The following is a 16,382-nucleotide window of genomic DNA, read 5'->3' as shown; positions in this document are numbered from 1 at the left end:
AAGAACAGTTGCCCAACGGTGGGATCAAGCGCTATCGCTATGACGATCTGGGGCGGCGGGTTGCGCGGGAGGATGAGCATGGCGCGCTGACTCAATACCAATGGGACGCTGTAGGACGGCTGCTGAGACTGACCCAGCCCGATGGTACTCATCGAGAATTCAGCTACAACCCCTACGGAAAAATCATCGCCGAACGCGATGAACTCGGCCAGGTCACCCGCTACGAATACGCCGACGGCCTGCACCTGATCAGCCGCCGTATCAACGCCGATGGTACCCAGGTCAAGTATCGCTACGACAATGCTCGATTGCTGCTGAATGCCATCGAAAACGAAGTCGGCGAAACCTATCAACTGGACTACCACCCCAACGGCCTGATCCGACAGGAAACCGGCTTCGACGGCCAACGCACTGCCTACGCCTACGACCTCAAAGGCAACCTGCTGGAAAAGACCGAACACGGCGACGACGGTAGTCAGCTCGTTACCCTATACGAGCGCGATCATGCCGGTCGCCTCGTACGAAAAACCCTGCCCGATAACAGCATTATTGATTATGCCTACGACCGCCAAGGCAACCTCCTCAGCGTCGAAGACGGCCACTGGGCGCTGGCCTACGAGTACGACAAACAAAACCGCCTCACTGCCGAACATCAAGGCTGGGGCACCTTGCGCTACGGCTACGACGCCTGCGGGCAACTCCAGCATTTACGCCTGCCCGACAACAACCGCGTCACCTTCAACCACGNCGCCAACAAGGCCAACTGCTCAGCCACTACCACTACGACGACCAAAACCGCCTGCACGCCCACGCCGTCACCCAACAGCAAAACCACCTCTATCAACGCCAATACGACTACGACAAAGCCGGCAACCTCACCCGCCTGCTCGACACCCGCAAAGGCGAACACCGTTACCGCTACGACCCGCTCCAGCGCCTGACCCGCGCCGATCACTCGCAGGATGTGCAGGAGCGTTTCGGCCACAACCCCGCCGGCAACTTGCTTATGCAAGACAGGCCGGGCCCGGACATCGTGGCGGGTAATCGGCTGGTGATTCAAGGCGATCACCATTACGACTATGACGCTTTCGGCAACCTGATCCGCGAACGGCGCGGCAAAGCTCATTCACTCGTCACCCAGTACCGCTATGACTGCCAGCACCGGCTGATCGAAGTAACCCAACCCAACGGCCAGATCGCCAGCTATCGCTATGACCCGTTTGGTCGCCGCATCAGCAAAACCCTCGAAGAGAAAACCACGGAGTTCTTCTGGCAAGGCGACAAGCTGATCGCCGAACACCACGCCGATCGCCATCGCAGCTATCTCTACGAACCCGACAGCTTCCGCCCGCTGGCACTGCTGGAAGGCTTCGGCCCAGAAGAGACCAAGCCCTACCACTACCAACTCGACCACCTAGGCACACCACAGGAACTCACCACTCCCGACGGCGACATCGTCTGGTCCGCCCACTACCGCGCCTACGGCCAGATCGCCCGGCTGGACGTAGGCAAAATCGACAACCCACTACGTTTCCAAGGCCAGTACTACGACCAGGAAAGCGGCCTGCACTACAACCGCCATCGCTACTACAATCCGGATATTGGTCGTTACCTGACGCCCGATCCGGCGAAATTGCCGGGAGGGATTAATGCGTACCAGTACGTGCCCAATCCTACTGGGCGGGTGGATCCGCTAGGTTTAAGTACATGTCCAGGCGCGGACGGATGTAAACCACAGCTTAATACAGAAAAATCTCACGGGCAGGTAAAGGTAGATGAGGGAGCTCCCCCGCTACCCAGCTCAGAAAAAAAACGAGAATATCTGTATCGCGGTGACTTAAGAGAACCAGACGAAATCTTTAATAATGGATTTGAAAGTCGAGGAGACAGCACAGACCTTTTCCTGCACGTGTTGAATAATGCCAGTCCTCCTAGCAATTTCGTCCCCACTTCATCCTCAAGGAAACAAGCGTTGGTATTTGCTTCAAGCTTTGGATTCGAAGAAGGTTTCCTTTACACACTGAGGAAAATTCCTGGAAGAGACGTAAACAAAGAGCTCGGGAAGCTCTCAAAACATAAAAACGAATTAGAAATCGCAATTCCCGGTCGAATAGATACCAAGGATATTTTAGGCGCATCGCCAGTTAATGAAGACGGAACCTTTAAGGGATATACAATTTTGAACCCGCATAGGAAATACCCATGAAATCACGTGAAATCACCATTATCAAAGACGGGATACGTGACAGTGCAGTGATCGAATATGAAGGCGGTAAATCTACCCTTTATCTATTGCTAAGCAACGGGATCCAAAAAACCTATACAGCAATGGACTTATACGATTGCTTCGGCTTATTAAGAGCTGATATGAAAGACACGTTGTTTCTTTGCAAAGGCGCCAAAATCAACGTCCACACGTCAGGTATATCTTCACATATGTCAAACGGTCTTGTTGCTTACGAACTGACAATGGGGCAGCCAGAAGGGGAACTTGTGCATATATTTTCTTATGAAGAAAACGATCTCACCAATGATATACAAGAGCAGCATGATTTCTGCCAGCGCTGGGCTGAATCGGTGCAAACTTAGCCAATGCATCTGTGACGAGCACGCTCGCCACAGAATGAGCGTCTACCTAAATCCCCGCCAACGCCAAATCCATCGCAAAATACGTAAATATCAAATCCGCCCCCGCCCGCTTGATCGAGCCCAGGGTCTCGCGCACCACGCGATCCTCGTCAATCGCTCCCGCCTGGGCGCCGAATTTGATCATCGCGTACTCGCCGCTCACCTGATAAGCCGCCACTGGCAGGCGTGAGGCTTCGCGGATGTCGCGGATGATGTCGAGGTAGGCGCCGGCCGGTTTGACCATCAGCGCATCGGCGCCTTCCTGCTCGTCGAGCAGCGATTCGCGTACGGCCTCGCGGCGGTTCATCGGGTTCATCTGGTAGCTTTTGCGGTCGCCCTTGAGGGCGCTGCCGCCGGCTTCGCGGAACGGGCCGTAGAGGGCCGAGGCGAATTTGGTGGAGTAGGCCATGATCGGGATGTGGGTGAAACCGGCATCGTCCAGGGCGCGGCGGATGGCCTGGACCTGGCCGTCCATTGCCGCCGAAGGCGCGATGACGTCGGCACCGGCGCGGGCGGCGGCCACGGCTTGTTTGCCGAGGTTGACCAGGGTCGCGTCATTGTCGACGTGGGCGCCATGCATCACGCCGCAATGGCCGTGATCGGTGTACTCGCAGAAGCAGGTGTCGGACATCACAATCATTTCCGGCACGGCGTCCTTGATGATCGATGACATGCGCGAGACCAGGCCGCGCTCTTTCCAGGTGTCGCTGCCGCTGGCGTCCAGATGATGGGAAACGCCAAAGGTCATCACCGACTTGATGCCGGCACGGGCATAGCGCTCGATCTCGCCGGCCAGCTTTTTCTCAGGGATGCGCAACACGCCCGGCATGCTGGTGATCGGCACGAAGTCGTCGATTTCTTCTTCGACGAAAATCGGCAGCACCAGGTCGTTGAGCGTGAATTCGCTTTCCTGGAACAGGCCACGCAGCTCCGGAGAGCGGCGCAGGCGACGGGGGCGGGCTTGGGGGAACTGGCTGGTCATGGCTTTCCTGAAAAAGTGGCTGAAATCTTTGGGGCCAAAGCTTATGCCCCAAGCCCCGGCGGCACAAATGCCGAGGGGCCAACAGTGTATTGCGCGCCGCGTAACAATTGCATTGATCTAGAGCTGTAAATGCCCTTCGATGCAGACGGCTACGGCGCCGCCAACCCAGATTTCACTGCCCTGGCGCTCGATGCGAATGCGCCCCGCTCGTCCGATGGCGGTGCCCTGGCTGACCACGTAGCGCTCCGGCGCCAGGCCCTCGCTGAGCAACCATTGGGCAAGCCCGGCGTTCAAGCTGCCGGTGGCCGGGTCTTCCTGAGCACCGTCGCCGGCGATGAAGGCGCGCACCTCAAATTGTGCGTCCTCCCCATTGCCGGGCGCGATGACGCCGACCGCCAAGCCGAGCAACTGCGAGTAGTCAGGCTGCAGCGCCAGCACAGCCTGGCGATCAGCCAGCATCACCGCCAGCCAACCCGCGCCGTTATCCACCCACTGGCTGCGCACAATAGCGCCGGGCGCCAGGCCCAGCCCAACGCGCACACGCTCCAGCAGCGGCGCCTCGACAACGCCAGAACGCAACAGCGGTGGCGCGATGAACGCCAGTTCGTCGCCTTCGCGTCGAATGCGCACCAAACCGATTTCGCACTCCTGAATGATCTCTTGCCCACGCGCAATACCGCCTGCCTGCAACCACGCGTGGCAACTGCCCAAGGTCGGATGCCCGGCAAACGGCAGTTCCTGCATAGTTGTGAAAATTCTTACCCGGTAGTCGGCTCGCGGGTCACGGGGCGTCAGCAAAAACGTGGTTTCGCTGAGGTTCGTCCACTTGGCGAAGTCGGCCATCTGTTGGTCCGTCAGGCTGTCGGCCCCGAGCACCACGGCAAGTGGGTTGCCTTTGAGCGGCACACGGCTGAAGACATCCAGTTGTTTGAAATCGAAAGTCGGCATGCTCAGCTCGGAATATTCAGGCCACGGATCACCGCTGGGCGTGCGACAAAGCCGTCCAACGCGCGCAGTACGTTAGGAAAATCGGCAATGCCCACCAGGTCGCCGGATTCGTAGAAGCCGATCAGGTTGCGAATCCAGGGGAAGATGGCGATGTCAGCGATGCTGTAATCGTCACCCATGATCCAGGTGCGGCCCAACAGGCGTTTTTCCAGCACGTGGAGCAAGCGCCGCGATTCGGCGGCATAACGGTCGCGCGGGCGCTTGTCTTCATAGGCCTTGCCGGCGAACTTGTTGAAGAACCCCAACTGGCCGAACATCGGGCCGATCCCGCCCATCTGGAACATCAGCCACTGAAGGGTTTCGTAGCGGGTGGCCGGATCTTCAGCGAGCAGCTGGCTGCTCTTCTCCGCCAGGTAAATCAGGATCGCGCCGGACTCGAACAACGCCAGCGGCTGCCCGCTGGGGCCATTGGGGTCAATGATTGCGGGGATCTTGTTATTGGGATTGAGCGACATGAACTCGGCGGACAACTGGTCCTGGGTATCAAAGCTGACCTTGTGCGCCTCATAAGGCAGCCCGAGCTCTTCGAGCATGATCGAGACCTTGACGCCATTGGGCGTAGGCAACGAATACAGCTGCAGGCGCTCCGGGTGCTGCGCGGGCCATTTGCTGTTGATCGGGAAAGCGGCGAGTGCGTTCATCGAGGAAATTCCTGAGCGGAAAATCCCCATGATAGACATCTGCTCGGCGTCGTGCATACGTCATCATCGAGCAACATTGCCTGGCTAAAATCCCCGTGGGCGAACCAAAATGCCCGAATGCACTCTTAACTGCGCTTATCCGGTGAATGGAGGCACCTGGCTATACCGACATGGAACAACCTCAGACGCGCACCGCGCCAATGGGCCGGGCCTGTCAGCCTTAAACCGACGCAAGAAGACTCGAACCTAAATGAAGATCAAGCCTCTGCGCCTTGTGCAACACATCAAACGTTATTCATACATCATGTTACCGCTGCTGCTGGTCACCGCCGGTATTGTCACGGCACTGGATGCCCGTGAAAGCCGCGCGCAACCGGTGGACGGCGTGCAAACCCTGGTATTTCTGCGCCACGGCGAAAAACCTGCCGGAGGCCTGGGCCAACTCAATTGTCAGGGCCTGAACCGTGCGATGAACCTGGCCAGTGTATTGCCGGAAAAATTCGGCAAGGCCGATTTCGTGTTTGCCGCCAACCCGACGCGCAATGTCGAGGAAGGTGAGCTGGACAACTCCTACAGCTACATTCGCCCGCTGATGACCATCAGCCCCAGCGCAATCAAGCTGGGCCTGCCGGTCAACATCAAGTTCTCGGCAAACGACACCAGTGCCCTGGCCGACGAACTGGTCGAAGACAAGTACCACAACGCCACGATCTACACCGCCTGGTCCCACGGTTACCTGCCGGAGTTGATCAACAAAGTCGCCAGTGAAGCGGCTGGCGAAAAGCACACCATCACCGACGACTGGTCCGGCAGCGACTATGACTCGCTGTACGTGCTGACACTCACCTGGCACAACGGCAAGGCCTCATTGCTCAGTCGCAACTACAAGCAGGGGCTCGATAATGGTGAGCAAACCTGCCCCAACCCGACCCAGGTCAGCGCAGATACCTGAAGGTTGAGCGTCAGACGCGTATGATGCTGCGCTATTGACTCATCGGCGGAACATCTCCATGTCCAACCTCTCTTCTGCCCAGCCCAACCGGGGCTGGTCGTTCTGGTGCAAACCTGCGCTGTTTCTCCTGGTGGCCTGCATCGGCCTCTACTACGTGAAATGGTCGCCCTACTACCTCAAGGCCTTTGTCGCGGCTGACAACCACAGCATCGGTGCCTCGATTCTCAATGATCAGCAAAGCTCGCCCCTCGCGGCGGCGCTGGCCTATGCCCAGGTGTATTTTCTGGCGATCTGGAAAGCCGCCGTGCTGGCGGTCATCCTGGGTTCCCTGCTGCAAGTGCTGATCCCGCGCGACTGGCTGCTGCGCCTGTTCGGCCGCGCCGGCCTGGGATCGACCCTGCGCGGCGGGCTGTTCGCCTTGCCGGGGATGATGTGCAGTTGCTGCGCGGCGCCAGTGGCGGCAGGCATGCGCCGTCAGCAGGTGTCGGTGGGCGCGGCCCTGGCGTTCTGGATTGCCAACCCGGTGCTGAACCCGGCCACGCTGGTGTTCATGGGCTTTGTGCTGGGTTGGGGCTTTACCGCGTTGCGCCTGGTGGCGGGGATTGTGCTGGTGGTGGGTGTGTCATTGATAGCGCAACGTATTGCACGCCCGGACCAGGTGCCGGAAGCAGCGCTGGAGGCCGTGGCCGAGGTCAGCACTGCTGAGTCCGAACCCTTCCTGACGCGCTGGTTACGGACGTTGTGGCAGCTGTTCTGGAGCACCATCCCGGTGTATATCCTCGCGGTGCTGATCCTCGGCGCGGCACGGGTCTGGCTGTTCCCCCATGTGGACGGGGCGATGGCCGACAGCCTTGTGTGGCTGGTTCCGCTGGCGATAGTCGGCACGTTATTCGTGATTCCTACGGCGGCCGAGATTCCCATCGTACAAACCATGATGACCCTGGGCATGGGCACCGGCCCGGCCGTCGCCTTGCTGATGACCCTGCCGAGCGTAAGCCTGCCGTCGCTGCTGATGCTGCGCAAGGATTTCGATGCGCGGGTGCTGGTGACGGTGGCCGGGCTGACCATGTTGATGGGAGTGGTGTGCGGGTTGATCGGGGCGGTGATTCTTTAGACGTTGAGTGGGCTGATGACCCTTTCGCGGGCTTGCCCGCGAAGGGGCCTTCGAACCTGCCAATCAACCGCGCCGAGCACCACGCTCACGCAAGTATTCCACCACCGCACCCTGATCCCCGGCAAACTCGATCCGCGCCCCTTTGTTCTCGCGCTGAAACGCATACATCGGGTCGTAATACTCGCGCAACAAGCCTTCGATCCACACGCGGTGCAGGTCCACTGCCCCGCTGCGTGCCTGTTCCGCCAGGGCGTCCTGCAAAATCGCCTGCAGCCGCTGAAAGCGTTCGCCGCCCAGGCGCTTATGGATATTGGCAAGGCTTTGAGTCAGACGCTCGGCAAACAATGCCTGGCCATTTTCACCCAATACCTCAATGAACTCGGCGCACAGGTCGACCACATAATCGCGCAGGATGCGCTCGACGCGACCTTCAACGCTGTCTTCGAGCCATACCATCGGGAACGTCTGCATACCTTTGTGTAACGGCAGCGGCAGCGCGCAGCTGCCGATCATGCGGCTCTCGTCCTCGACCACGAACTGTTCGATGCCCGCCGCGCGTTTTTTGAGCACGTCCACCGCGAGGCGGTTTTCGAAGTCGATATTGGAAGGCTGCGCCGTGGCGCGCTTGCCGAAGCTGGAGCCGCGATGGTTGGCATGGCCTTCCAGGTCCAGGGCGTTGCGTAACTGACCGAGCACTTCGGTCTTGCCGGTGCCGGTCATGCCGCCGAGCAGAACAAAATCACATTGGGCAGTCGCCTGGTCCAGCGTATCCAGTAGGAAAGTACGCATGGCCTTGTAGCCACCACCGACACGCGGGTACTCGATACCCGCTTCGGTCTTCAGCCATTGCTGCACAATCTGCGAGCGTAACCCGCCGCGAAAGCAGTACAGGTAGCCCTGTGGATTGGCCAGGGCGAACTGTGCCCATTGCTCGATACGCTCGGCCTTGACCGTCCCCGACACCAGCTCATGGCCCAGAACAATTGCGGCTTGCTGGCCTTGCTGCTTGTAGCAGGTGCCGACCCGCTGGCGCTCTTCGTCGGTCATCAACGGCAGGTTGACCACGCCGGGGAACGCGCCCTTGGTGAACTCGACCGGCGCGCGGGTATCCATCATCGGCCGGTCGTTGAGGAAGATGTCGCGGTAATCGGTGATATCCGTTGCCATCAAATCACCTCTACCGCGTGTGTCTGTCGCTCAAGCAGTTCGCCAATGGACTCGAGGGCCAGGCCCAGTTCAGCGGCCACCGCGTGGAACTCGGCGTCGCCTTCGGGCGTGACGGCGATCAGCAAGCCACCGCTGGTTTGCGGATCGCACAGCACGCGCTTGTGCAATTCCTGCACACGCCCGACCTTGCTGGCGTAGCTGTCGAAGTTGCGCAAGGTGCCACCGGGTACGCAGCCCTGGTCCAGGTAGTACTCGACGCCTGGCAGGCGTGGGACTTTTGCATATTCGATGCGGGCGGTGAGGCCGCTGCCGTCGGCCATTTCCACCAGATGTCCGAGCAAGCCGAAACCGGTGACATCGGTCATGGCAGTCACCCCGGCCAGCTTGCCGAAGCGGCTACCGGGTTTGTTGAGGGTACACATCCAGTCGCGGGCCAGGCCGATGTCGGCCTCGCGCAACTTGCCCTTCTTTTCGGCGGTAGTGAGGATGCCGATGCCCAACGGTTTGGTCAGGTACAGCTTGCACCCTGCGGTGGCGGTGTCGTTGCGTTTCATATGGCGCTTTTGCACGATACCGGTCACGGCCAGGCCGAAGATCGGTTCCGGCGCGTCGATGGAGTGCCCACCCGCCAGGGGGATGCCGGCGGCATCGCATACCGCGCGACCGCCACGAATGACTTCGCGGGCAACTTCCGGGGCCAGCACGTTCACCGGCCAGCCAAGAATGGCGATGGCCATCAACGGGTCGCCGCCCATGGCGTAGATGTCGCTGATGGCGTTGGTGGCAGCGATGCGGCCGAAGTCGAAGGGATCGTCGACAATCGGCATGAAAAAGTCCGTGGTGGATACCACGCCGCGTTCATCGTCGATGGCGTACACCGCCGCATCATCGCGTGAAGCGTTGCCCACCCAGAGGTTGGGATCGAGGTTTTGTGCGCCACTGCCGGCCAGAATCACCTCCAGCACCTGAGGCGAGATCTTGCAACCGCAACCTGCACCATGGCTGTACTGCGTAAGTCGAATCTGCTCGCTCATGGAAAACCTCTGACTATCGTGTGGGAGAATTCTACCAGATAGCCAAAAGCCAACCGCGCTCCAATGAACACGGCCGGCTTTTCAGATCAAGCGTTACTGCCGGGCAGCGAGCAAACGCGCGTGCCGGTTACGTCGGGCAATGTTCAGGCATTCGATCGCCGCCGAGAACGCCATCGCTGCATACACGTAGCCTTTTGGCACATGGGCGCCGAAGCCTTCGGCGATCAGCGTCATGCCGATCATGATCAGGAAACCCAGGGCCAGCATCACCACGGTCGGGTTGTCGTTGATGAACTTGGCCAAGGGTTCGGCCGCCACCAGCATCACGATCACCGAGGTCACCACGGCAATGATCATGATCGGCAAGTGTTCGGTCATGCCCACTGCCGTGATGATGCTGTCGATGGAGAACACCAGGTCGAGCAGCAGGATCTGCCCGATGGCGGCAGCAAAGCCTATGGCAACCGTATTGCCAACGCTGGTTTTCTCTTCGGGCGCCGGGTCCATGCTGTGGTGGATCTCGGTGGTTGCCTTCCACACCAGGAACAGACCACCGGCGATCAGGATCATGTCCTTCCACGAAAAGGCCTGGCCGAACACTTCGAACACCGGCGCCGTCAGTTGCACGATAAAGGCGATGGTGCTCAGCAGGCCCAGGCGCAATATCAGCGCCATGCTGATGCCAATGCGCCGCGCCTTGGCCCGATGCTGCTCAGGCAGCTTGTTGGTGAGAATCGAGATGAAGATCAGGTTATCGATGCCCAGCACGATTTCCATGACGATCAAGGTGGCCAGCGCGATCCACGCGGTGGGGCTGGCGGCCAGTTGTAAAAGATAATCCATAGGTCAGTCCTGACGTTGTGCTGGGAAATTAGGTTTCTTGGGTGTTCGATTCAGCGTCTTTTTCTGCCTGATCATCCTTTTTCTGCGGACTGATCAGGCCTTGGGTCGCTTCACTCAATGCCTGTTCGGCGGCCTTCTGGGTGTCATCGATGGCCTGCTTGGCCGATTCGGTGGCCTTGCCCAACACCTGCTGCGCGCTTTTCTCGACCTGATCACAACCGCTGATCACCACCAATGAAAGCGCAAGCAGCGACGCCGCGCCCAGGGAATTGAGTTTCATGATGTATTCCTCGTTAGAACCCTTGGGGCCAAATAGTGGCCCCGCGATAGCGAGGCATTCTATGCAGGTGAACAGTTCAGGAAAATTCGTATTTTTCTAACGTATACTTCGTTTTTTACGAAGTGTAGACGGCGATGCTCAATTATCGACAGTTACATTATTTCTGGGTGGTGGCGAAGACGGGCAGCATCGTGCGCGCCTGCGAACAACTGAACCTCACGCCCCAAACCATCAGCGGGCAGATCAGCCTGTTGGAACAGACCTTTGGCATCGACCTGTTTCAGCGGGTGGGGCGCCAGTTGGAACTGACCGAAGCCGGGCGCCAGGCCCTGCCCTACGCCGAGCAGATGTTCCAGACCGGGAATGAGTTGGAGGCGATGCTGCGCGCGCAACCCAATGAGCAGCAGATTGTGTTTCGCGTCGGGGTGGCAGATGTGGTGCCCAAGTCCATCGTGTACCGCCTGATCGCTCCTACCATGGAGCTGAGCGAACCGCTGCGCATCACGTGCCGTGAAGACAAACTCGAACGGTTATTGGCCGACCTGGCGATCCAGCGCCTGGACCTGGTGATTTCCGACAGCCCGATGCCTACTCACCTGGACATCAAGGGCTACAGCCAGAAGCTGGGGGAATGTGGCATCAGTTTTTTTGCCACCCATGCGTTGGCCGAGCGCCATGGCGGCGCGTTCCCTGAATGTTTGCACGGCGCACCGTTGTTGATCCCCGGCGCGGAGACAGTGGTGCGCAGCCGTTTGCAGCGCTGGTTTGCCGATCAGCAGATCCAACCCAGGATCATCGGCGAGTTCGACGACAGCGCCTTGATGCAGGCATTCGGCCAGTCCGGCAGCGGCATCTTTATCGCCCCCAGCGTGATCGCCGATGAAGTGGTGCGCCAGTACGGCGTGGCACTGATCGGCCAGACCGACGCGGTGACCGAATCCTTCTACGCCATCTCGGTGGAGCGCAAGGTCAAGCACCCCGGCATCGTGGCGATTACCGAAGGCGCCCGACGCGAACTGTTTACCGCCCTGCCCTGAACACACGGTGGGAGCGAGTTGGCAAATCCGACGGTGCCGGTGACGGAATGACGCAGCAAACGGGACTCGTCCTACAGCATGCTAGACTTCGCGCCTGCTTCCTACAGCACTTTCTCCCTGCAATGCTGTGCCCACTAAAAAAACTAGAGACAATCGTTTATGACTGCTGCCCCTTCACTGCTGCAACGTTTAATGCGCGTCAGCCTGGTCACCCAAATCATCATCGGCCTGATCGCTGGCATTGTGCTGGCCCTGTTGCTGCCAGAGGCCGCCAAGGCCACCGGCTTTATCGGTAAAGTATTCGTCACGGCCCTGAAGGCCGTCGCGCCGATCCTGGTGTTCGTACTGGTGATGGCGTCTATTGCCAATCATAAACACGGTCAGGAAACCCATATCCGACCGATCCTGTTCCTGTATTTACTTGGTACCTTTGCCGCTGCCGTGGTCGCAGTGGTTGCCAGCATGATGTTCCCATCTTCCCTGGTCCTGGCTACCCATGACGCCACCGTAAGCGCCCCCGGCGGTATCGGCGAGGTGCTGCAAAGCCTGCTGCTCAGCGTGGTGGATAACCCGGTCAGCGCACTGATGAATGCCAACTTCATTGGCATCCTGGCCTGGGCCATTGGCATGGGCATTGCCATTCGCCATGCAGGCGACACCACCCGCACGGTGCTCGACGACCTGTCCAACGGCGTAACGCTGATCGTACGCGTAGTGATCCGCTTCGCCCCGCTGGGGATCTTCGGCCTGGTCGCCTCGACCCTGGCCACCTCCGGCTTCGGCGCCCTGCTCGGCTATGCCCATCTGCTGGTGGTACTGATCGGCTGCATGCTGTTCGTGGCGCTGGTGATCAACCCGGCCATCGTTTTCTGGAAACTGCGCCGTAACCCTTACCCGCTGGTGTTGCTGTGCCTGCGCGAAAGCGGTATCACCGCGTTCTTCACCCGCAGCTCGGCGGCCAATATTCCGGTGAACCTGGCGTTGAGCAAACGCCTGGGCCTGCATGAAGACACGTATTCGGTGTCGATCCCACTCGGCGCCACGATCAACATGGCCGGTGCGGCAATCACGATCACTGTACTGACCCTGGCGGCCGTGCATACCCTGGGCATCGCCGTAGACCTGCCCACCGCCGTGCTGCTCAGTGTGGTCGCGGCCATCTGTGCCTGTGGGGCATCGGGGGTGGCCGGCGGCTCGCTGCTGCTGATTCCGCTGGCGTGCAGCCTGTTCGGCATTCCGAGTGAAATTGCCATGCAGGTGGTGGCTGTCGGCTTCATCATCGGCGTGTTGCAGGACTCGGCGGAAACCGCGCTCAACTCGTCCACCGATGTGTTGTTCACCGCAGCGGCGTGTTTGGACAAGGATGCACAGCCGGCTTAGACACCGGCAATAAAAAAGCCCGGGACCGTTCGTTGAAGAACGCTCCCGGGCTTTTTTGTGGGTGCTTAGAAAGCGCCCATGTAATCACGCTTGCCCACTTCGACGCCGTTGTGACGCAACAACGCGTAGGCGGTGGTGACGTGGAAGAAGAACTGCGGCAGGCCGTAGGTCAGCAGGTAGGACTGGCCGCTGAAGCGCTTCTCTTTCGGGGTGCCCGGGCGAGTGACGATTTCGATGCCTTCCTTGCCGTCGATTTGCTCAGGCTTGATGGTGTCGACGAAGGCCAGCACTTTGGCGATCAACGCTTGCAGGTCGGCGAAGGTGACTTCGCTGTCTTCGTACTTGGGCACTTCAATCTCGGCCAGGCGTGCGCTGACACCTTTGGCGAAGTCCACGGCGATCTGTACCTGACGCACCAGTTGGAACATGTCCGGGAACAGACGCGCCTGCAGCAAGGCGTTCGGCTCGATGTTTTTGGCGCTGGCGTGGGCTTCGGCTTTGTTCAGCACATCGCTCAGGGCGTTGAGCATTTGCTTGAAGACTGGGATAGAAGCGGCATACAGGGAAATAGTCATGTCAGTCTCACGGTAATGGCAGGGTTGGAACCAGCGGCGATTATAGCCATGCCTGCCGCTTGTCTTTTATTTTTTCCGGCTTAGGCTAGGGGATTCACTGCATAGGGAACGCGCGATGACCGCCGAGCACGACACCGACACCCCTGAGCCGCGCCTGAACAGCACGGAAATCCGCGTCCTGGGCTGCCTGATCGAGAAACAGGCCACCAACCCGGAGACCTACCCCCTGACCCTTAACGCCCTGGTGCTGGCCTGTAACCAGAAGACCAGCCGCGAACCGGTGACCAACCTCAGCCAGGGCCAGGTTGGCCAAAGCTTGCGCGTGCTCGAAGGCCAGGGTTTTACCCGGCTGGTCATGGGCAGCCGCGCCGACCGCTGGGAACACCGCGTCGACAAAGCGCTGGAACTGGTACCGGCGCAGGTGATCCTGATCGGGCTGCTGTTCCTGCGCGGGCCGCAGACGGTCAACGAGTTGCTGACGCGCAGCGGGCGCATGCATGACTTTGAAGACGCCGAGCAAGTGGTGCATCAACTGGAACGTCTGATTGGCCGCGGTTTGGCGGTGTTGGTGCCACGCCAGGCGGGGCAGCGCGAGGATCGGTATACCCATGCGCTGGGCGACCCGGCGGATATCGAAGCGATTATTGCGGCGCGCGCAAATCCGGTGGAGCGTGGCGGCGGGGCTGTCTCAATGGAGCGCATTGAAGAGCTGGAAGCGCGGATTGCGGCGCTGGAAGAACGCCTGACACAGTTGGAACAGGCCTGACGAGATTCAACCCTGCGCGAATGCCAGTCAGTTAAGCGTACACCACCGTCTGTAGGAGCGAGCTTGCTCGCGAAAAACGTCAACGATAACGCGTGTTTTCTGAATGAACGCGGTGCCAGTGAGTTTTTCGCGAGCAAGCTCGCTCCTACAGGGCGTCAGCTCCGGGCGAAGGCCACCGCCGCCTCGAACTGCTCCTGCGTAGGACGCACGCCGGTATACAGCACAAACTGCTCCAGCGCCTGGATCGCAATCACTTCAAGCCCGGTAATCACCCGCTTGTTCTTGGCACGCGCACGCACGATCAAGGGCGTTTCAGCGGGGATCGCGACGACATCGAACACCGTCTCGGCGTTATCCACCGCATCGGCCGCAAATGCCAGCTGATTCGCTTCCGCCCCGCCGGTCATGCCTATCGGCGTCACATTAACCAGCATCTGCGGACGTAACTCGCCCAGTTCAGCCTGCCATGCATACCCCAGGTTCTGCGCCAGGGCCCTGCCCGCCGCTTCGTTGCGCGCCACGATCACACCATTGGCGTAACCGCCATCACGCAAGGCACTGGCCACGGCCTTGGCCATGCCGCCACTGCCACGCAGGGCGAAGCTCGAACCTTGGGGTACCCGATGCTTTTTCAGCAGTTGCTCAACGGCGATGTAATCGGTGTTGTAGGCCTTGAGACGGCCGTCGGTGTTGACGATGGTGTTCAGCGAATCGATGGCTTGAACCGAATCGTCAAGTTCGTCCACTAAAGCGATGGCAGCTTCCTTGAACGGCATGGACACGCCACAGCCGCGAATACCCAGCGCTCGTATGCCGCCGATCGCGCCAGGCAAGTCCTGGCTGCTGAAGGCCTTATAGTAGAAATTCAGGCCCAACTGCTCATACAGATGGTTGTGGAAACGCAGGCCGAAATTTCCAGGACGCGCCGACAGTGACATGCACAGCCGGGTGTCCTTATTGGGGTGCATCTGCATGGGTAGCTCCTTGAAGTAAGCAAATCGGTACAGACCTTACACAACCTTTACCTATTGGCTGTGCTGTTTTTCAGAAATACGTTGTCTTAAAAGTATCCCCGCGACAATCCTTGAGTCTATTGATTGCAGACCACAAGCGCAGGGGCTAACCGAGGAAAGATCATGATGCGTAAAGTCCCCAGGATTGCTTTGCTTATTGGCGCACTCGCTATGGCAGGCCAAGCTTCCGCTCACGGTGGTGGGTGGGGCGGCCCGGCCGTGTTGGGTGCGCTTGTCGGTGCAGCCGTCGTCGGCTCCGTGGTTGCCAGCCAGCCTCGTGAGGTCTACGTACAGCAACAACCGGTGTACGTGCAGCCGCAGCCGGTGTATGCCGCTCCACCGCCGGTCTACTACGCACCGCCGCCGCCAGTGTATGTGCAGCAACAGGTTTATTACCGCCCGGCACCCGTCTATTACGGCCCGCCACGGGGCTATGGCTACTATGGCCCGCCCCACGGCTACTATCGCCACGGCTGGTAACCGTCCATCGGTGCACATGCAACAGGCCTCGCCCACACGCGGGGCCTTTTTTTGCCGCAAAGTCTGTATTTATCCTGCCAAGGTCGTTGTGAGGACAATGCTTGAGCGCCGATCCCACATCATCAGGTTGGGATCGCCTCTTGATCGCCCCCTACGAACGCTGTCATGTTTGTGTCACCAAGCCGTTTCAGTATCGATTCTGTCCACTCAATAACAATTAAGGACGATTGACCATGCCCACGCAAAATCCGCACCGCACCGCTGGCCTCTGTACGTCCAGCAAGGTCTACAGCGCCCTGACAGAACTCAAGCACCTGGAAGGCCACCGCAGCGCAAAGTTCCTGGCATTGCTGGCTGAAAGCCTGGTGCGCAAAGGCTTGCTCAGCGAACAGGAAGTGGTGCACATGCTCGATCAGGTGGTGGATTGACGTCTGGCGTTGATGTCGACTATCGAGCCAGGTGATTTTTCCTCGGCGCCGGCG

Annotated in this window: 18 protein-coding genes and 1 pseudogene; 10 read left to right on the top strand and 9 right to left on the bottom strand. The window is 59.5% G+C overall.

Annotated elements, in window-relative coordinates:
- The 3 genes and pseudogenes from PspCFBP13528_RS27995 to PspCFBP13528_RS25030 all read left to right on the top strand — a co-directional run.
- Positions 1-747, top strand: a pseudogene (locus PspCFBP13528_RS27995) (type IV secretion protein Rhs); the annotation flags it as partial.
- A 1-nt stretch (position 748) separates the two neighbouring features.
- On the top strand, positions 749-2,206 hold a 1,458-nt coding region (locus PspCFBP13528_RS25035), incomplete at its 5' end, for an RHS repeat-associated core domain-containing protein (RefSeq protein WP_241669141.1).
- Positions 2,203-2,589, top strand: a complete 387-nt coding sequence (locus PspCFBP13528_RS25030) for a hypothetical protein (protein ID WP_137201740.1) — start codon at positions 2,203-2,205, stop codon at positions 2,587-2,589. The genes PspCFBP13528_RS25035 and PspCFBP13528_RS25030, both read left to right, overlap by 4 nt.
- A 46-nt stretch (positions 2,590-2,635) precedes the next feature.
- Here the strand turns inward: PspCFBP13528_RS25030 and hemB are convergent, their stop codons facing one another.
- The 3 genes from hemB to PspCFBP13528_RS25015 all read right to left on the bottom strand — a co-directional run bounded on the left by hemB (position 2,636) and on the right by PspCFBP13528_RS25015 (position 5,259).
- On the bottom strand, positions 2,636-3,610 hold the full coding sequence (hemB, locus tag PspCFBP13528_RS25025) for a porphobilinogen synthase (RefSeq protein ID WP_016977356.1): 975 nt from the start codon (positions 3,608-3,610) through the stop codon (positions 2,636-2,638).
- A 117-nt stretch (positions 3,611-3,727) separates the two neighbouring features.
- A complete protein-coding gene (locus PspCFBP13528_RS25020; protein WP_137201739.1) occupies positions 3,728-4,558 on the bottom strand; it encodes a PhzF family phenazine biosynthesis protein in 831 nt (276 codons plus the stop codon).
- Between the two features lie 2 nt (positions 4,559-4,560).
- Positions 4,561-5,259 carry a glutathione S-transferase N-terminal domain-containing protein gene (locus tag PspCFBP13528_RS25015; protein WP_101221397.1) on the bottom strand — a complete coding sequence of 233 codons (699 nt, stop codon included), beginning with the start codon at positions 5,257-5,259 and terminating at the stop codon, positions 4,561-4,563.
- Between the two features lie 250 nt (positions 5,260-5,509).
- On the opposite strand from PspCFBP13528_RS25015, the gene PspCFBP13528_RS25010 reads away from it, so the two are divergent.
- Positions 5,510-6,211: a histidine phosphatase family protein gene (locus tag PspCFBP13528_RS25010; protein ID WP_065952273.1), complete on the top strand. Its 702-nt coding sequence runs from the start codon at positions 5,510-5,512 to the stop codon at positions 6,209-6,211.
- A 58-nt stretch (positions 6,212-6,269) separates the two neighbouring features.
- On the top strand, positions 6,270-7,325 hold the full coding sequence (locus tag PspCFBP13528_RS25005) for a permease (RefSeq protein ID WP_065952274.1): 1,056 nt from the start codon (positions 6,270-6,272) through the stop codon (positions 7,323-7,325).
- Positions 7,326-7,388: 63 nt separating this feature from the next.
- On the opposite strand, the gene mnmH is transcribed toward PspCFBP13528_RS25005, so the two are convergent.
- From mnmH to PspCFBP13528_RS24985, 4 genes are all read right to left on the bottom strand, one after another.
- Positions 7,389-8,492: a tRNA 2-selenouridine(34) synthase MnmH gene (gene mnmH, locus PspCFBP13528_RS25000; RefSeq protein ID WP_137201738.1), complete on the bottom strand. Its 1,104-nt coding sequence runs from the start codon at positions 8,490-8,492 to the stop codon at positions 7,389-7,391.
- Positions 8,492-9,526, bottom strand: a complete 1,035-nt coding sequence (gene selD, locus PspCFBP13528_RS24995; RefSeq protein WP_065952276.1) for a selenide, water dikinase SelD — start codon at positions 9,524-9,526, stop codon at positions 8,492-8,494. Before selD ends, mnmH begins: the two co-directional genes overlap by 1 nt.
- Before the next feature lie 93 nt (positions 9,527-9,619).
- Entirely contained in the window at positions 9,620-10,369 is a 750-nt protein-coding gene (locus tag PspCFBP13528_RS24990) for a TerC family protein (protein ID WP_065952277.1), read from the bottom strand.
- A 28-nt stretch (positions 10,370-10,397) separates the two neighbouring features.
- On the bottom strand, positions 10,398-10,649 hold the full coding sequence (locus tag PspCFBP13528_RS24985) for a hypothetical protein (RefSeq protein WP_065952278.1): 252 nt from the start codon (positions 10,647-10,649) through the stop codon (positions 10,398-10,400).
- Positions 10,650-10,783: 134 nt separating this feature from the next.
- Here PspCFBP13528_RS24985 and nhaR point away from each other — a divergent pair, with 134 nt between their 5' ends.
- Together nhaR and sstT are read left to right on the top strand one after the other, a co-directional pair.
- Positions 10,784-11,686, top strand: a complete 903-nt coding sequence (nhaR, locus tag PspCFBP13528_RS24980; RefSeq protein WP_065952279.1) for a transcriptional activator NhaR — start codon at positions 10,784-10,786, stop codon at positions 11,684-11,686.
- 159 nt (positions 11,687-11,845) lie between these two features.
- Entirely contained in the window at positions 11,846-13,066 is a 1,221-nt protein-coding gene (gene sstT / locus PspCFBP13528_RS24975) for a serine/threonine transporter SstT (RefSeq protein ID WP_065952280.1), read from the top strand.
- Between the two features lie 65 nt (positions 13,067-13,131).
- Here the strand turns inward: sstT and PspCFBP13528_RS24970 are convergent, their stop codons facing one another.
- Positions 13,132-13,641, bottom strand: a complete 510-nt coding sequence (locus PspCFBP13528_RS24970) for a DUF1993 domain-containing protein (RefSeq protein WP_057726249.1) — start codon at positions 13,639-13,641, stop codon at positions 13,132-13,134.
- 115 nt (positions 13,642-13,756) lie between these two features.
- On the opposite strand from PspCFBP13528_RS24970, the gene PspCFBP13528_RS24965 reads away from it, so the two are divergent.
- On the top strand, positions 13,757-14,407 hold the full coding sequence (locus PspCFBP13528_RS24965) for a DUF480 domain-containing protein (protein ID WP_101221393.1): 651 nt from the start codon (positions 13,757-13,759) through the stop codon (positions 14,405-14,407).
- A 155-nt stretch (positions 14,408-14,562) separates the two neighbouring features.
- On the opposite strand, the gene PspCFBP13528_RS24960 is transcribed toward PspCFBP13528_RS24965, so the two are convergent.
- Positions 14,563-15,381: a shikimate 5-dehydrogenase gene (locus tag PspCFBP13528_RS24960; RefSeq protein WP_137201737.1), complete on the bottom strand. Its 819-nt coding sequence runs from the start codon at positions 15,379-15,381 to the stop codon at positions 14,563-14,565.
- Between the two features lie 165 nt (positions 15,382-15,546).
- Here PspCFBP13528_RS24960 and PspCFBP13528_RS24955 point away from each other — a divergent pair, with 165 nt between their 5' ends.
- Both PspCFBP13528_RS24955 and PspCFBP13528_RS24950 read left to right on the top strand, forming a co-directional pair.
- A complete protein-coding gene (locus PspCFBP13528_RS24955) occupies positions 15,547-15,900 on the top strand; it encodes a hypothetical protein (RefSeq protein ID WP_065952329.1) in 354 nt (117 codons plus the stop codon).
- 233 nt (positions 15,901-16,133) lie between these two features.
- A complete protein-coding gene (locus PspCFBP13528_RS24950; RefSeq protein WP_057726255.1) occupies positions 16,134-16,328 on the top strand; it encodes a hypothetical protein in 195 nt (64 codons plus the stop codon).
- The last annotated feature ends 54 nt before the right edge of the window (positions 16,329-16,382 follow it).

The organism is Pseudomonas sp. CFBP13528 (genome assembly GCF_005233615.1).
GTDB lineage: Bacteria > Pseudomonadota > Gammaproteobacteria > Pseudomonadales > Pseudomonadaceae > Aquipseudomonas > Aquipseudomonas fluorescens_AM.
The sequence above is the reverse complement of the archived record's forward strand: the minus strand, read 5'-3'. Positions and strand labels throughout refer to the sequence as shown.

What these genes read in the sequence shown, in the direction of transcription:
- PspCFBP13528_RS25030 (WP_137201740.1), top strand. Translation starts at nt 2,203, where the DNA reads ATGAAATCACGTGAAATCACCATTATCAAAGACGGGATACGTGACAGT.
- hemB (WP_016977356.1), bottom strand. Translation starts at nt 3,610, where the DNA reads ATGACCAGCCAGTTCCCCCAAGCCCGCCCCCGTCGCCTGCGCCGCTCT.
- PspCFBP13528_RS25020 (WP_137201739.1), bottom strand. Translation starts at nt 4,558, where the DNA reads ATGCCGACTTTCGATTTCAAACAACTGGATGTCTTCAGCCGTGTGCCG.
- PspCFBP13528_RS25015 (WP_101221397.1), bottom strand. Translation starts at nt 5,259, where the DNA reads ATGAACGCACTCGCCGCTTTCCCGATCAACAGCAAATGGCCCGCGCAG.
- PspCFBP13528_RS25010 (WP_065952273.1), top strand. Translation starts at nt 5,510, where the DNA reads ATGAAGATCAAGCCTCTGCGCCTTGTGCAACACATCAAACGTTATTCA.
- PspCFBP13528_RS25005 (WP_065952274.1), top strand. Translation starts at nt 6,270, where the DNA reads ATGTCCAACCTCTCTTCTGCCCAGCCCAACCGGGGCTGGTCGTTCTGG.
- mnmH (WP_137201738.1), bottom strand. Translation starts at nt 8,492, where the DNA reads ATGGCAACGGATATCACCGATTACCGCGACATCTTCCTCAACGACCGG.
- selD (WP_065952276.1), bottom strand. Translation starts at nt 9,526, where the DNA reads ATGAGCGAGCAGATTCGACTTACGCAGTACAGCCATGGTGCAGGTTGC.
- PspCFBP13528_RS24990 (WP_065952277.1), bottom strand. Translation starts at nt 10,369, where the DNA reads ATGGATTATCTTTTACAACTGGCCGCCAGCCCCACCGCGTGGATCGCG.
- PspCFBP13528_RS24985 (WP_065952278.1), bottom strand. Translation starts at nt 10,649, where the DNA reads ATGAAACTCAATTCCCTGGGCGCGGCGTCGCTGCTTGCGCTTTCATTG.
- nhaR (WP_065952279.1), top strand. Translation starts at nt 10,784, where the DNA reads ATGCTCAATTATCGACAGTTACATTATTTCTGGGTGGTGGCGAAGACG.
- sstT (WP_065952280.1), top strand. Translation starts at nt 11,846, where the DNA reads ATGACTGCTGCCCCTTCACTGCTGCAACGTTTAATGCGCGTCAGCCTG.
- PspCFBP13528_RS24970 (WP_057726249.1), bottom strand. Translation starts at nt 13,641, where the DNA reads ATGACTATTTCCCTGTATGCCGCTTCTATCCCAGTCTTCAAGCAAATG.
- PspCFBP13528_RS24965 (WP_101221393.1), top strand. Translation starts at nt 13,757, where the DNA reads ATGACCGCCGAGCACGACACCGACACCCCTGAGCCGCGCCTGAACAGC.
- PspCFBP13528_RS24960 (WP_137201737.1), bottom strand. Translation starts at nt 15,381, where the DNA reads ATGCAGATGCACCCCAATAAGGACACCCGGCTGTGCATGTCACTGTCG.
- PspCFBP13528_RS24955 (WP_065952329.1), top strand. Translation starts at nt 15,547, where the DNA reads ATGCGTAAAGTCCCCAGGATTGCTTTGCTTATTGGCGCACTCGCTATG.
- PspCFBP13528_RS24950 (WP_057726255.1), top strand. Translation starts at nt 16,134, where the DNA reads ATGCCCACGCAAAATCCGCACCGCACCGCTGGCCTCTGTACGTCCAGC.